This window comes from Exiguobacterium sp. s28 (assembly GCF_018618135.1).
GTDB classification, from domain to species: Bacteria; Bacillota; Bacilli; order Exiguobacteriales; family Exiguobacteriaceae; genus Exiguobacterium; species Exiguobacterium mexicanum_A.
In genome coordinates this window covers 66,722-81,376 of the sequence record NZ_JACSLL010000012.1, presented here as the reverse complement: position 1 = coordinate 81,376, position 14,655 = coordinate 66,722, and the positions used below count along the sequence as shown (strand labels likewise).

Genomic DNA, 14,655 nt, shown 5'->3' with positions numbered 1-14,655 from the left:
AATTGGGTCAGACGATGACGTTACGGAGCGTCCCGAGTCCCGTGATGCTCACTTCGACCTTGTCTCCTGATTGGAGATAGACGGGCGGCTTCATGCCGTGGCCGACCCCGGCCGGTGTGCCGGTTGCGATGATGTCTCCTGCTTCAAGTGTCATGCCCTTTGACAAAGTCCGAATTAACTCTTCGATCGGGCGAATCATATCCGCCGTCGACCCATCTTGACGTGTCTCGCCATTGACGACCGTTTGAATCATGAGTGGGAACGAGAGCTCATCCGGTGTGACGATATACGGCCCCATCGGACAGAACGTATCGAACGATTTGCCGCGGAAAAACTGGACGTGTTGTTTTTGCACATCCCTGGCCGTGATGTCGTTCAGAATCGTGTAACCAAAAATATGGGCATCGACGTCGTCAATATCCCGGCCTGATTTTCCGATGATGACGGCGAGTTCGCCTTCATAGTCGAGCTGATCGGTCAATTCGGGGTGACGTTCGACGACAGCCTCTGGGCCGACGACCGAGGTTGGCGCTTTCGTGAAGATGACGAGCTTACCGGCCCCCGCCGTATCCATCTCTTTCACATGTTCTTCGTAATTTTTCCCGATACAGATGACATTTTTGAGCGGACGATACGGTGCGACGAACGTGACGTCTTGAAGCGCCAGCCTTGGCGCGACATCTAGATCGACATCCGGTTCAAACTCACGCGCGATGACTTCTAACAGCGAAGTCGTATGTAATTGGTCACTGACGTCATAGACGAACTCTCCTGCCACGACACCGACCCTTTGCTCTCCTTCAACTTGAAAACTACACCATTTCATCAAAATTCCCCCTTCTTTGCTAGTATACAAAAAATCGGGACGCGACGGCCCCGATTACGCTTTGTTTAAGAAAATAATCCGCTGGTTGCTCGATCCCCGAAACCGGAGCGACCGGTCCATGAGCGGCTGTTCGAAACGCCCATCGACGAGCACATCGGCACGGTCGAGCACGCTTGTGACGAATTCGTCGTGCATGGCTTGCAACTGTTCGAGCGTATAGCCCGTATACACCCAAACGTTTTTCTGAAGGACCTTACATCCGTCGACGAGCCGGGCCAATTCTTCCGGTTGCAGAAATGGTTCCCCGCCAGAAATCGTCACCCCGTCCCAGCCTGATTGTTCGATTTGAGCGAGTAAGTCCGCGACCGAGACGTCTTGTCCCCCACGTGGATTCCAAGATTCTGGATTATGACACCCAGGGCAACGGTGCGGGCAGCCTGCCGTAAAGATGACCGTGCGAATGCCTGGACCGTCGACGACCGATTCTTCAAGTACGGATAGGACGCGCATGATGCTTCACCCTCGCTCGTTCTTCTTCTCGTTTTGCCGAATTCCACCGGTCCATCGTCCCGACCAAGTAGCCGGTGATGCGACGGATCCGTTCAATTCGTTCATGCTCGCCACATGTCGGGCACGCTTCGTCGATGATCCCTTCAAGGCCGCAGTTGCCACAACGGTCGACCGGATGGTTGATCGACCCGTAGCCGACGTTCTCGGTCCGCATGAGCCGGACGATCGCTTCGACCGCTTCCGCATTATGGGCGAGCGATCCGTCGACTTCGACATACGTGATATGACCCGCATCACAGAGCGCGTGGTAAGGCGCTTCGAGACGGACTTTATCGCGAATCGAGACCGATTGATACACGGGCACATGAAACGAGTTCGTATAAAAGGCGCGGTCGGTCACACCTTCGATCATCCCAAACGATTGCTGATCTCTCGTCACAAATTTACCCGACAATCCTTCGGCCGGGGTCGCCAAGAGAGAAAAGTTCAAATCGTATCGTTCCGATGCCTGCTTCATTCGATCACGTAAATGAGTGACGATATCGAGCCCAAGCCGTTCCGCCTCTCGTGACTCGGCATGCGTGCCACCTGTGAGCACACGAAGCGCTTCGGCGAGACCGATAAATCCAACCGAGAGCGTCCCTTGCTTCAGTACCTCGCGAAGATCGTCTTCTGGACCGAGTCTCTCTCCCCCCCGCCAGACGTGTTGGGCATAGAGAAACCGAAATTCGTCGGCGTGCCGCTTCGCTTGATAGTCGAATCGTTCGAGCAATTGATCGATGGCGACGTCGACGTAAGCGTCGAGCGTCTTATAAAAAGTATGGATATCCGAGGAGACGAGTGCCATTTTGACCAAGTTCAACGTCGAAAATGATAAGTTGCCTCGTCCAATCGACGTCTCGGCACCATGCCGATTCCCCATCACCCGTGTCCGACAACCCATGTAGGCGACTTCCGAGCCGTGCGTCCCGTCGTAGTATTGAAGGTTGAACGGAGCATCGACGAACGAGAAGTTCGGGAATAACCGCTTGCCCGTCACACGACAGGCGAGACGGAACAAGTCGACGTTCGGATCGTCCTCATGGAAGTTGACCCCTTCTTTCACTTTAAAGATTTGAATCGGGAAAATCGGCGTCTCCCCGTTACCGAGCCCTCGCTCGGTCGCACGCAGCAACTCTCGAATGAATACGCGTCCCCACCGGCTCGTGTCGGTGCCGTAATTGATGGAAACGAACGGTACTTGTCCGCCACCACGTGAGTGCATCGAGTTGGCGTTGTGGATAAACGCCTCACACGCTTGATACGTCGCCGCGATTGTTTCAGACTCGGCAGTTTCAAAGAGTTGCTCGGTCGTCCATTCGACTGGTAGCTTTTTGAGCCGCTCGAGCTGACGTTCATACGTCTTTTCGACATACGGTGCGAGGTCGACATCAAACATCGGGAAAGCTTGACCGCCATGCTGCATGTTTTGGTTCGCTTGAAGAATAATCGAAGCGAGCGCCATCGCCGAGCGGATATCCTGGGGCGGTCGAATCGTCCCGTGCCCGGTATGAAATCCGTTCGTGAGTAGCTCACCGAGTGGGATTTGACAACACGTCGTCGATCCTGTCACGTAGTAGTCGGCGTCATGGATATACAAAAAATTATCCTCGACGGCTTGACGTGACCGTTCTGATAATAGATATGTCGTCGACAATTGTTTTGATACTTCTGAGGATAATCGTGCCAATTTTCCAAGTGGTGATTTCCCGTCGACGTTGGCGTTCTCTTGTACGAGGTCCTGATCTGGGAGAACACAGACATCTTCATAAAGCTGGAGCATATTCACTCCGCATCACCTCACTATATATTGATTGCAAGCGAGTTAATTACTCACTTAAGTTCCATATATAGATTATGTCATGTTTTGCTATTGAGATGTGAAGTCGAAATTGTGATCAATGCTTGTGATAAAAACGCAAAAACAGTCGAGCCACTGACGTGGACTCGACTGCTCGTTGTCGTGAGCTACCTCATACTTCTTTGGCAGGTTTCACAATTTTCAATTCGACTTCTTCCGTTGCTTCCGATTCTTGGGCTTCACGCAAGCCTTTCGCGTTTAACCACGTATAGATCGCACCCATGAACAACGCGCCACCGATGATATTCCCGAACGTGGCTGGGATCAAGTTGTGGATCGCGCCGGCAAAGCTGATCGCCTCAGGATGCGGGACGACGAGCGTGAGGGCGAACAAGACGAAGTTGGCGATGACGTGATCAAATCCTGAGGCGAAGAAAACGGCGACGAGGAAGATCATCGAGAAGATTTGGGCGAACTCGTTTTTCATTTGCTTCGGCAAGAAGATGGCAAGACAGACCATCCAGTTGCAGAAGATCGCGCGGAAGAAAATTTCGACCGTCGTGTGGTGCATCTTGCTTTCGACGACCGAGAACAGCCAGTTGTCCATTCCAAGTTCTTGGATGACACCGGTAGGAGCGAGCAGCAAGGCGAACAAAACGCCACCGAGCGCATTCCCGACAAAGCAGAGCAACCAGACGAGCATCGTGTCGCTGAGCGTCGTGTACCCCCGCATCGTCGAGGTTGTGAAGTACATTGTATTCCCGGTGAACAGTTCGGCTCCGCCATAGATGATCATGACGAGGGCGATCCCGAATGAGAATCCTCCGATGAGCGTTGTGAACGGAGAATCGATCAAATACATTCCGTTGACGACTTTCAGTGTGAAAATTGAAGCGAATCCGATAAAGATCCCCGCGAGCATTGCTCGTAAAAAGTACTCCATTGGCCGATAATGAATCATTTGCGAAGATGCCTGTGCTTTCTTCCGCAACGATTCGAGTGCATGGATTTCCATTGATGCCATGTCACAAACCCTTCTTTCTGTTTGAATGAAACCATTATAATAAGAACGAACATGTGAAATCATTAACAATATAAGCCCGAAACGAATAAATTGCAATCGCCCCTTCCACATGTTGACACATTTTTCACATCGTAATCGTTTACATTTGTCGGATTTGTGACTAGAAAAAAACGACCCTTCGCAAAGGGCCGTTCGAAATGATTATTCTTTGTTTTCAGAAGCCTCTTCCGACTCTTCCGTTGAAGTTTCTGACGCCTCTTCAGTCGCTTCAACTTCGCCTTCTGTCGCTGTATCAGCTTCAAGGTCTTCGACCGCCACCGGTTCATTCACCGATGCGATTTGAAGATCACCCTCAGATACGATTTCGTAATCTTTGTTCTCTGGAATATCAGCGACAGTGAGCGAGTCACCGATGCCGAGTTCAGAAACATCAAGCTCGATACGCTCCGGAATGTTGGCTGGTGTTGCCGAGACCGTTACTTTATAGAGCGTCTGTGCCAGGTAGCCGCCTTCTTTGACGCCTTTCGCGTCGCCGACAAGTGTGACGTCCGCTTCGACTTCTGTCGCTTCGTCCATCTTCACTGCCATAAATTCGACGTGCTTGTATTCGTTCGTAAATGGGTCGACTTCTGTCCCGTGAACGAGTGTGTTCACTTTCTTACCATCGATATTGAGTTCGATCAAAGCGTTGTCGCCGTGTTCACGAAGAATCTTACGAAGTGCCATCTCTTCGAATGCGACCGGTGTGCTTTCAACTTTGTAGCCGTAAACGACACCTAACACTTTTCCTTCTTTACGCAAGTTAGCGCGGACCGAACGTGGTCGTAATTCTCGTTTCGTTACTTTAAGCGTGTCTGCCATAATCTTTTCCCCCTACTGGTTTATCGATCATGTCTACATCTTGAGGGTGAGGCAGTGAAAAAGCCACCTCTCAACCTCGATGCGTTGAGTGACATGTGTATATTGTTCCCATAGCCACCTATCCATAAACGTAACAGGAGGTTAAGAAAAGATTACAGGCGTGTCACATAACGCGTTTAAATAGCTTCTCGAGCTCGTACGTGCTCCACTTCACTAAAATCGGACGTCCGTGCGGACACGTGTACGGAGACGTCGTCTGATTCAAATCGTGAAGCAATTGCCGCATCATCTCGTGGTTCAACGGATGGTTCGCTTTAATCGACCGTTTGCATGCCATCAAAATCGACGCATCTTCCCGATATTTAGCGATGTCAATGGAGCGATCCCGGATCGCCATCTCTATCAAATCACGGACCGTTCCTTCTAAATCGTGTTGCGGGTACCACGTCGGAATCTCTCTAACGAGGAACGTGTTGCCGCCGAACGGCTCCAATTCTAGACCTGCTTCTTTTAAAAGCGGAGTGACTTCTTCAATCGCGAGCGCCTCTTCTTGCGTGAACTCGAGCGTGAGCGGAAGCAGCAACAACTGGTATTCCTTGTCAGGATTCCCGAGCTGCTCGTAAAACAACTCATATTTGATTCGTTCCTGGGCCGCGTGTTGGTCAATGACGTACATCCCGTCCTCGGCACCACAGACGATATAACTCGCATGCAATTGACCGATGACGTCGAGCGGCGGCAACCGCTCTCCTTTCGTCTCGATTGTTTCCGATTCGACCGTCGACTCTATCGGCTCAGGCGCTTCATTGACGAGCGGGGTCGGCGACCATCGACTCGGTGACGTGACAGGCTCACGTGGAATTGGATAGTTCCACGTCGGCGCTTCATCCGTGACCGGCGCCCGTTCAACCGTGAAATCAAGTCGCTCTTGTTCGGTCCGATTGACCGGTCGCTCTTTCGGTTTGACCGACGGGATTAAACGCTGTTCCCGGAGTGTCAGTTGGACCGTCTCGCGAATCAATTGACAGAGCTCTTTCTCTTTTGAAAGCCGAACTTCTCGTTTCGTCGGATGGACGTTGACATCGATCAGCATCGGGTCCATGTTCACTTCGAGGACAGCGATCGGATAACGACCAATCGGTAGCAGCGTGTGGTAGCCTTCGAGCACACTTTGGGTCAAAGCGAAGTTTTTAATGCTTCGCCCGTTCAAAATGAGTGTCACGTACTGCTTGTTCGAACGCGTCACTTCCGGACGGACGAGATGGGCGCTCAAACTATAGTCGTTCGTCTTACTCGACGCCGTGACAATTTGGGCCGCGACTTGTCGGCCATAGATGGCGAGCATGACTTGTTTGATGTCTCCGTTCCCGCTCGTCCTAAGTAGTTCCTTGTCTTCATGGAACGCCGTGAGGCGCACTTCCGGGTGGGACAAGGCAATCCGGTTCAACGTGTCGGTGATGCTCGCCAGTTCCGTCGCGGACGTTTTCAAATACTTCAATCGGGCTGGTGTATTATAGAACAATTGACTGACGGCTATCTCCGTCCCGACGTTCGCCGCGGCCGGTGTTTGCGCCGTGACAACGCCGCCTTGAAGCGTCATCTCGAACCCGTCTTCCTCGGCCCGGCGTGACTTCAGCGTCACATGGCTAACCGAAGCAATCGAGGCGAGCGCCTCCCCACGAAAGCCGAGCGTGCGAATCCGGAACAAGTCGTGCTCGTCCCGAATCTTACTCGTCGCATGACGTAAAAAGGCGCGCGGGGCGTCCTCTTCATAAAACCCGTGCCCGTTATCGCGGACTTTAATGAGACGGATGCCCGCTTCCTCCAAATCGACTTCGATTTTGGTGGCGCCGGCGTCAATCGCGTTCTCGACGAGCTCTTTCACGACCGAGGCCGGTCGCTCGACGACTTCGCCAGCCGCGATTCGGTTGGCCAGTTGTTCCGGTAACTCTTGAATGATTCCCATCGACTCACCCCTTCTTCGCGGATTGTTGGAGCGCATAGAGCGCTTGCATCGCCTCGATCGGGTTCATCGCCAACAAATCGAGTTCGAGCAATTGTCGTTTAATCTCGTCTTCCGCCTCAAAGAGCGATAGTTGGGCCACGGGTTCTGCCGTTCCCGGATTTTCAACAGCTGCCCGTTCCGGTTTCGAGTCCGTCTCAAGTTGAGACAAGATGGTCCGCGCCCGTTCAATCAAATCACGGGGCAATTCAGCGAGCTCGGCGACATGAATCCCGTACGACTTATCGGCCCGCCCCGGATGTACTTCATGTAGAAACACGACACGCCCGTCTCGCTCGATGGCGCGGACGTGCACGTTCTCAAGAGCAGGGATCGTGTCTTCGAGCACGGTCAGCTCGTGATAGTGGGTCGAGAACAACGTCTTCGCTCCAATTGTCGAAGCGATGTATTCGACGATAGCCTGGGCGAGCGCCATGCCGTCATACGTCGACGTCCCCCGACCGATCTCATCGAGCAAGATGAGGCTGTGTTCGGTCGCCTCTGTCACCGCTTGGCGTGTCTCCGTCATCTCGACCATGAACGTCGACTGGCCGCTCACCAAGTCATCGGCCGCACCGATGCGGGTAAAGATTCGATCAAACAATGGAATCTCAGCCGCTTCAGCCGGCACGAACGACCCGATTTGATGCAAGATGGCGATCAAGGCGAATTGACGCATATACGTCGATTTACCGGACATGTTCGGTCCGGTGATTAAGAGCATGCGCCGCGTGTCGTCGAGCGTCAAATCGTTGGCGACGTATTCACCGCGTGGTAGCACCGTCTCGATGACCGGATGGCGGCCACGATCGATTTGGACGTTCGTCGACGTCGTCGGCCGGACATAGTCACGTTTTTCGGCGACGATGGCGAGCGCGAGCAAGACGTCAAGCTCACTGAGCGAGCGCGCCAGTTGTTGGAGCGGTTTCGTCTCTTGCTTGACTTGGTCACGCAAGGCGACGAATAAATCATACTCGAGCGTACAACTCTTCTCTTCAGCCCCGAGAATGAGCGCTTCTTTCTCTTTTAACTCGGGTGTGACGTAACGCTCGGCGTTCGTCAGCGTCTGTTTCCGTTCGTAACGTCCCTCTTCGAGCAGGCGGGCGTTCGCTTTCGTCACTTCTAAGTAATAGCCGAAGACACGATTATAGCCGATTTTCAGCGACTTGATGCCGGTCGCGAGCCGCTCTTGTTGCTCGAGATTGGCAATCCATGTCTTTCCGTTCGCTTTCGCCTCGAGCAGTTCGTCGAGTTCGGCCGAATAGCCGGCACGAATCATCCCACCTTCTTTAATCGAGATCGGTGGCGCCTCGACAAGCGCTGCCTGGAGCATGTTGGCCAAGTCGTCGAATGTGTCGAGCGTATCATCGATTTGACGAAGCCGTGAGGCCGTGACGCCTTCGAGCAAGGCCCGCACCGCCGGGATGCGCTCGAGTGTGTTCCGGAGTTGGACGAGGTCACGGGCGTTGGCCGTCCCGTAACCGACTTTGGCGACGAGCCGTTCGATATCGTAGACGTGACGTAACTGTTCACGCAACTGGTCACGAAGCATGAAGTCATCGACCAAGTTCTCGACCGCATCTTGTCGGTCCCGAATCGCCTGCTCGGTATAGAGCGGCTGTTCGAGCCAACGTTTCAGCAACCGTCCCCCCATCGCCGTCGTCGTCTCATCAAGCAAGGCGAGAAGCGACCCTTTCCGTTCACCGGACCGGGCTGACCGAAACAATTCCAAGTTCCGGGCCGTGTTGGCATCGAGTTGCATATGGGCCTCGACTTCATAGGCGACGGCCGGTTGGAGATGATCGAGGGCGCGTTTTTGCGTGCGCGTCAAATAAGCGAACAGCAATTCAAACGCGCTCACTTGCGCCTCGTCTTTCGCTCCGCTCGACAACGGGCTCGCTAGCCGCTCTGTCTGCACCGACAACGGGATGCCTAGCGGAGCGAGTTGTTTTCTTAATTCGTCGTCGGCAACAATAATCTCACTCGGCGCTAGCCCTTCCACTTCTCGGGCCACAGCTTCTTGCGATGACAACGTCGTTAACCATGACTCACCTGTCGTCACATCGCCGCGGGCAATCCCGAAACGGCCTGCTACGTTCACGACCGATAGTAAATACCGGTTCTCTTTTTCACCGAGTGCAGCCATGTATGTACCCGGCGTGATGACTTGGATGACTTCACGTTTGACGAGCCCTTTCGTCGCTTTCGGATCTTCCATCTGTTCACAGATGGCCACGTTGAATCCTTTTTCGATCAGTTGTTCAATGTAGATAGCGGCCGAGTGATGTGGTACGCCACACATTGGAATCGGGTGCTCAGCGTTCTTCCCGTTTTTCGCGGTCAATGTCAACTCAAGTTCTTTGGCAACGATTTGGGCATCTTCAAAGAACAGCTCGTAAAAGTCACCGAGCCGGTAGAAGAGAAAGGCGTCTGGATAATCGGCCTTGATTGAAAAGTATTGTTTCATCATCGGGGTTTGATGTATCGTTTCCATTCGTGTTCACCTCTAGAAATTAGAACAGCTGACCAAAGGCCAGCTGTCTGTTTGTTAGTATCCGCAGCCGCCGCGTGATTTCTCCGCTGCCATACCGCTTCCTGTTTTACCGGCGAGAACGTCACCGTCCGTCGACTCGATAATGCGATCTGTCACCGAGTTGGCGAGTGTGACCGTCACGTATTGAAGCAAATCGTTCACTTCGACTTGCGTCTCCTGAAACGCCTGGACAACCGGGATCGAATCGAGTTCGTCCATCGCCTTGTCGATTTTCAGCTCGACTTTGGCGAGTGCTTCCGTCTTCCCGTAGTGCTTGCAGTTGACGGCTTCTTTTTGTAAGTATTTGATACGTTTAATCAACGTTTGAACGCGTTCACTTTCGTTCACTTTCGTTTCCGCTTCTTTGAAGCGGGCCACTTCCGGCGTGCTCGCCAATAAGTCGGCTAATTCTCTCGCTTTTTGAATCACAGTTTGATCAGTCACCATCGTAAACCCCTTTGCTCTCTATGATTGAACGCACGTCTTGACGCACGCAAGTATTCCTCATCATTCTACCACGAACTTATGGCAAACGGTACCGCATCGATTCACTTCGAGACGGTCGCCGTCCGAACCATATCGACGTGAGGAATCCCGTCCTCTAAGTACTCCTCGCTCGTTCGTGTGAACCCGAAGCTCGCATAGAACGGCTCCACGTATGTCTGTGCTTGCAAGTACAAATCGCGATCCCCAAAGTCAGCCACGGCTTCTTGCATCAAACGCCGCGAATGGCCTTGTCCCCGATGCGTCGATTTCGTGACGACACGGCCGATGGCAACCGGCGACTCCTCCTCGAGGACACGTAGCGCCGCGATCGGACGACCATCAGCCTCAATCCAGTAATGGACCGCCGCCACGTCTTTCCCATCGACTTCTTGATATGGGCAATCTTGTTCCACGACAAAGATTTCGGTCCGGAGCGCCAATAACTCATAGAGTTCTTTCGTCGTCAATTCGTCAAACCGTTTTTTATGCATCTCCACTTGTCTCCCCTCATAACTTCGAACCGAGCGCTCGAGCGACATGAAGCCCGCTCGTCATCGCCCCGATTGTGCCTGCCCCCGGAAATACTGTATCCCCGCAGACATACAGGTTCGGCAAGGTTGTCCGGTAGCTCGCTGCATGGAACAAAGCTTGTTGCGGTGTTTGGGCATAACCACCGACCGCGCCGTGCGGACGTTTCGTATATTTCACCCACGCCCCTGGTCCCCCGGGCAACATGACAGACGATTCGCCGTTCCAGTCCGGGAACGCTCGACTCACAACCGAGACGAGACGCTCGGTCCAATCTGTCTCTAGTTTCTCATACGTCACCTTGTCTTTCCAAGCCTGCCACTCTGTCAAATCGATATGGGTCGAGACGGTGACGGTCCGTTCCGGCCGCTCGGTCCGGAGCGAATCATCTGCGGCTGACATCGAGATGAAGGCGTGTCCTGACGGTAAGTCATCGCTATACACTTGTTGGAACAGCGGACGGTTCATGCATATCGCTTCAGGTAACGTGACGTACAGACTGAACGTTCCCCATTGCGAGCGCTTTAAGTGACGCCCGTACTGCTTGCTGAATTGACGTGACGTATCTCCGCTCAGCAGTTGAGCGGTCGCCTCGAGTGGGATGGCGGAGACGACGACATCGACGAGGTCGAGCCGGCCCCGCCGATCGGTCAAGAGCCAACCGTCCGCCACGCGCTCGAGTTTGACGATTTGTCGTCCGAGAAGGGTTTGTCCGCCGTCTTTTTGAATCGAGCGCTCCAAGGCGTGAGCGAGCGTGTACAAGCCGCCATCGACGTAAAATGCCCCTTCGTGGTAAATCGATAACGCGACGGCCGCGAGCAAGTGACTCGCCTCGCGAGCTCCGGTCTGAAGACTATCGAGCAAAATCCCGTCGATGACCCGTTCGAACGCCGTCCCGTCCAATCGATGCCGTTTTAACGTTGTACCGAGCGACCGGTATAACTTCCGAAACGCACGTAGTTGCGTCGGTCGAAAACCACGTATCGCAACCGATGCGTCATGAATCGTTCGAAACGGCAACGCCGGTAGCGTCTCAAACAAAGGACGAATCGTCTCAAAATCGGTCCATACTTCATTCAAGAAGGCACGAATCCGCGGAGCGAGTTCGGGAAACGTCGATTCAAGTTCAAGTAAAAAACGAGTCGGGTCTTGATAATAGCGGACCGTTTTCCCGTCCACATGAATCTGCATCACTTCCTTTAACGCCCGAACGTCGATCGACTCACCCAAGTACGTCAACACTCGTTCATGTAGTCCGCCCGGTTCAAATCCCATCCCGAGCGTCGCCCCGGCCGGAAACCGGTAGTCACCGCGCTCGAACTTACCGGCGCAACCACCCCACTCCCGCGATGATTCAAACACCGTCACGTCATGACCAATCCGACTTGCCAACGCCCCGGTCGTCAACCCGGCAATCCCACCGCCGATAATCCCGATTCTCATTCCTCATCCCCTCCTGACTTCATCATACATGGGTTCCTTGTATCCGAGATGTTTCGACGTGTTCGGCAACATATTTCAAGCTTTAGGCAGGGTTCTGCCAGAAGATGGCGAAAAAATCGATAAAGGACAGGTGAAACTATATGCGAAGTCGGGTCATCATTTATCTGCTCATCCCTATCTTAATTTTTATCGGCATTCTCATCACCCCGCCATCGGAAGAATCACAAAAAGTCGCCACGATGACGGCTGTGAATATTCAAGAGATGATTCCGTATGAACGCGAGTACACGGCACAAAAAGTGTTACTCAAGGAAGTGAACGATGGCCGCGAGGCAATTATCGAGGAATGGCGGCTCGAACGCGGCGCCCGGACGACATATAGTTACATCCTCCGGCTCCAAGGGTTCGAGACGGTGATTCAAGTCGATGCCGGGGCGGCCAATACGCGTTCGGACGGCTATTATGCCATGCAGGCGCACAGTCCCGTGTTCGAAGCGGACGAACCGCTATCGACCGGTTATCCGATTGTGCTCTTCGCCACCGAGCAACGGCTCGTACTGAACCAGATGGAAGTACGCGTCCTATACGAAGAGGACGGTGTCATTGAAAAATGGCGTATCCTTGAATCCACAGACTCCTAACAAAGGCGGAATCGATATGAATCTCACGTTTCAACGAGCAACCGAATCACAACTGACCGAAATTTATAGTCTTGCAGGCGTCAACCGCGAAGAAGCAACCAATCACGTCTCGGCTGATAGCCGGGAAAAGATGATTGAAGCGTACGAACACTCTGCGAAATTTGGTGCCTATTTCCTCTGTCTCGTCGATGGTGGGACGCTCGTCGGCTGGACGCAAATCGATAAAGCATTCGACTATTTGACGGGTGCAGAGGTCGGTTGGGTGAACGACCTGTATATCAAGCCCGCGTTTCGCGGTCACGGCTATGCCAAACTATTGATGCGAGAAGCACTCGATACGTTCAAACAGATGGGCCATACTGATGTGCGCCTGAACGTGTATGCTCACAATCAAACGGCGATGCAACTATATGAACAACTCGGTTTCACCGACGTCAGTAAATTTATGAAGATTGACATTTGAAAGGTGGTATTCGATGCAAAAAATACTTCTCATCGGCTCAGGCGGTTCGGGCAAATCGACGCTCGCCCGCGTGTTGGGAACCCAACTCGGCATCGACGTCCATCACTTAGACGCCTTACTATGGAAACCAAATTGGTCACCCGCCACACGGCAAGAACAAATTAAAACGCAGTCCGCATTGATTGGACGCGATTCATGGATTATCGACGGCAATTACGGGGGCACGCTCGACTTGCGCCTTCATGCTGCCGACACGATTGTTTTTCTCGACTTGCCGAGGATTATTTGTACGTATCGCGTCTTGAAGCGCATGCTTTCCTATCGTGGCAAGACACGTCCGGACATGGGCCCAGGTTGTGAGGAACGGTTTGACCCGAAGTTCTTGAAATGGGTGTGGGATTATCCGAAATCGCAACGCCCGATTGTGATCAACCGATTGCAAGCCCTTCCTGATAACAAACAAGTGATCATATTGCATTCACGGACAGAGGTTCGTGACTTTATAACGCGCGTCGGTACGGAGCAACACCTATGATTCCTAAACTTGAACCAATCGTAGCAGCGAAGACGTTCGTCACAACGCGTTTCTCCCACTGTCGGGCCGCACTGCTCGCCGGGAGCGTCGTCCGTGGTGAGGCGACCGCAACGTCGGATTTAGATATCATCATCTTCGACGACACCCTCGGCTCGTCTTATCGAGAGTCGTTCATCGAGTCCGGATGGCCCATCGAACTGTTCGCCCATAACTTGACGTCGTATCGGACGTTCTTCGAGCAGGATTGCCGACGTGCCATTCCGTCGTTGCCGAGAATGGTCGCCGAAGGCATCATCTTGAAGGACACAAATATCGTCGAAGACATCAAGCGTGAAGCGAGAGCCTTGCTCGACAGCGGACCCGAGGCTTGGTCGGACGAGACGATCGAGATGAAGCGATACTTCCTGACCGATGCACTCGAGGATTTGATTGGATGCACCACTCGGGCAGAAGGGTTATTCATCGCGGGCACTCTCGCCACGTTGGTCTGCGAGTTCATCCTGCGCACGAATCGACAATGGACGGGATCTTCCAAATGGACGTACCGCGCTCTCGACCGCTACGATGCGCAAGCAGCCCGAGAACTCGTCACTGCCCTTGAGGCGTATTATCAAACGAACGAACCCGACGCGCTCATCCGTTACGTCGATGAGACGCTCTCCCCGTTCGGCGGCCGGGTGTTCGCCGGATACAGCCGGGGGAAATCAAACGAAACGTGAGGAGTCTCTATGTTCTTTCTACAAATGTCCGGTTTCCCTGGGTCCGGCAAATCGACGCTGTCTCGGGAAATCGCTCGTCGACTGGATGCGATCATCGTCGATCACGATGTCACGAAGACGGCACTGCTTGAATCGACTTCACAACACCGCTTATGCATACGCTTACAATCGATACGAATCGCCCCCTCGAGACGTATTTACCCGAAGCCATCGCCTATCTGCAAGCGATTGATTGACCACCTGA

The 14,655-nt window shown here is 53.2% G+C and carries 14 protein-coding genes and 1 pseudogene; 5 read left to right on the top strand and 10 right to left on the bottom strand.

What is annotated here, in order from left to right:
* Window positions 1-7 precede the first annotated feature (7 nt).
* From KNP78_RS12370 to KNP78_RS12325, 10 genes are all read right to left on the bottom strand, one after another.
* A complete protein-coding gene (locus tag KNP78_RS12370) occupies window positions 8-826 on the bottom strand; it encodes a fumarylacetoacetate hydrolase family protein (RefSeq protein WP_214824558.1) in 819 nt (272 codons plus the stop codon).
* Window positions 827-880: 54 nt separating this feature from the next.
* Complete coding sequence (nrdG, locus tag KNP78_RS12365) at window positions 881-1,336, bottom strand: anaerobic ribonucleoside-triphosphate reductase activating protein (RefSeq protein WP_214708567.1); 456 nt, start codon at window positions 1,334-1,336, stop codon at window positions 881-883.
* On the bottom strand, window positions 1,314-3,158 hold the full coding sequence (locus tag KNP78_RS12360; RefSeq protein ID WP_214797759.1) for an anaerobic ribonucleoside triphosphate reductase: 1,845 nt from the start codon (window positions 3,156-3,158) through the stop codon (window positions 1,314-1,316). The genes nrdG and KNP78_RS12360 overlap by 23 nt, the downstream gene beginning before the upstream one ends.
* Window positions 3,159-3,348: 190 nt before the next feature.
* Entirely contained in the window at window positions 3,349-4,200 is an 852-nt protein-coding gene (locus KNP78_RS12355; protein WP_200881482.1) for a formate/nitrite transporter family protein, read from the bottom strand.
* 201 nt (window positions 4,201-4,401) lie between these two features.
* On the bottom strand, window positions 4,402-5,061 hold the full coding sequence (locus tag KNP78_RS12350) for a 50S ribosomal protein L25/general stress protein Ctc (protein ID WP_034777406.1): 660 nt from the start codon (window positions 5,059-5,061) through the stop codon (window positions 4,402-4,404).
* Between the two features lie 163 nt (window positions 5,062-5,224).
* Complete coding sequence (gene mutL, locus KNP78_RS12345) at window positions 5,225-7,027, bottom strand: DNA mismatch repair endonuclease MutL (RefSeq protein WP_214752822.1); 1,803 nt, start codon at window positions 7,025-7,027, stop codon at window positions 5,225-5,227.
* 4 nt (window positions 7,028-7,031) lie between these two features.
* On the bottom strand, window positions 7,032-9,557 hold the full coding sequence (gene mutS, locus KNP78_RS12340; RefSeq protein WP_214797750.1) for a DNA mismatch repair protein MutS: 2,526 nt from the start codon (window positions 9,555-9,557) through the stop codon (window positions 7,032-7,034).
* A 54-nt stretch (window positions 9,558-9,611) separates the two neighbouring features.
* The gene (locus KNP78_RS12335) at window positions 9,612-10,043 is read right to left on the bottom strand and encodes a YlbF/YmcA family competence regulator (RefSeq protein ID WP_021067281.1); all 432 of its coding nucleotides are present in this window, start codon (window positions 10,041-10,043) and stop codon (window positions 9,612-9,614) included.
* A 101-nt stretch (window positions 10,044-10,144) separates the two neighbouring features.
* Window positions 10,145-10,573 (bottom strand): GNAT family N-acetyltransferase, encoded by a 429-nt coding sequence (locus KNP78_RS12330; RefSeq protein WP_214797751.1) that lies wholly within the window; start codon window positions 10,571-10,573, stop codon window positions 10,145-10,147.
* Between the two features lie 16 nt (window positions 10,574-10,589).
* Window positions 10,590-12,053, bottom strand: a complete 1,464-nt coding sequence (locus KNP78_RS12325) for a phytoene desaturase family protein (protein ID WP_214797752.1) — start codon at window positions 12,051-12,053, stop codon at window positions 10,590-10,592.
* 140 nt (window positions 12,054-12,193) lie between these two features.
* On the opposite strand from KNP78_RS12325, the gene KNP78_RS12320 reads away from it, so the two are divergent.
* From KNP78_RS12320 to KNP78_RS15715, 5 genes and pseudogenes are all read left to right on the top strand, one after another.
* Window positions 12,194-12,694, top strand: coding sequence for a hypothetical protein (locus tag KNP78_RS12320; protein ID WP_214797753.1), 501 nt, complete (start codon window positions 12,194-12,196; stop codon window positions 12,692-12,694).
* A 16-nt stretch (window positions 12,695-12,710) separates the two neighbouring features.
* Window positions 12,711-13,157, top strand: a complete 447-nt coding sequence (locus KNP78_RS12315) for a GNAT family N-acetyltransferase (protein WP_214797754.1) — start codon at window positions 12,711-12,713, stop codon at window positions 13,155-13,157.
* Window positions 13,158-13,170: 13 nt separating this feature from the next.
* Complete coding sequence (locus KNP78_RS12310; protein ID WP_214752815.1) at window positions 13,171-13,692, top strand: DNA topology modulation protein; 522 nt, start codon at window positions 13,171-13,173, stop codon at window positions 13,690-13,692.
* Window positions 13,689-14,411, top strand: a complete 723-nt coding sequence (locus KNP78_RS12305) for a nucleotidyltransferase domain-containing protein (RefSeq protein WP_214797755.1) — start codon at window positions 13,689-13,691, stop codon at window positions 14,409-14,411. Before KNP78_RS12310 ends, KNP78_RS12305 begins: the two co-directional genes overlap by 4 nt.
* 9 nt (window positions 14,412-14,420) lie before the next feature.
* Window positions 14,421-14,564: pseudogene (locus KNP78_RS15715) on the top strand (P-loop nucleotide/nucleoside kinase family protein); the annotation flags it as partial.
* Between the last annotated feature and the right edge of the window lie 91 nt (window positions 14,565-14,655).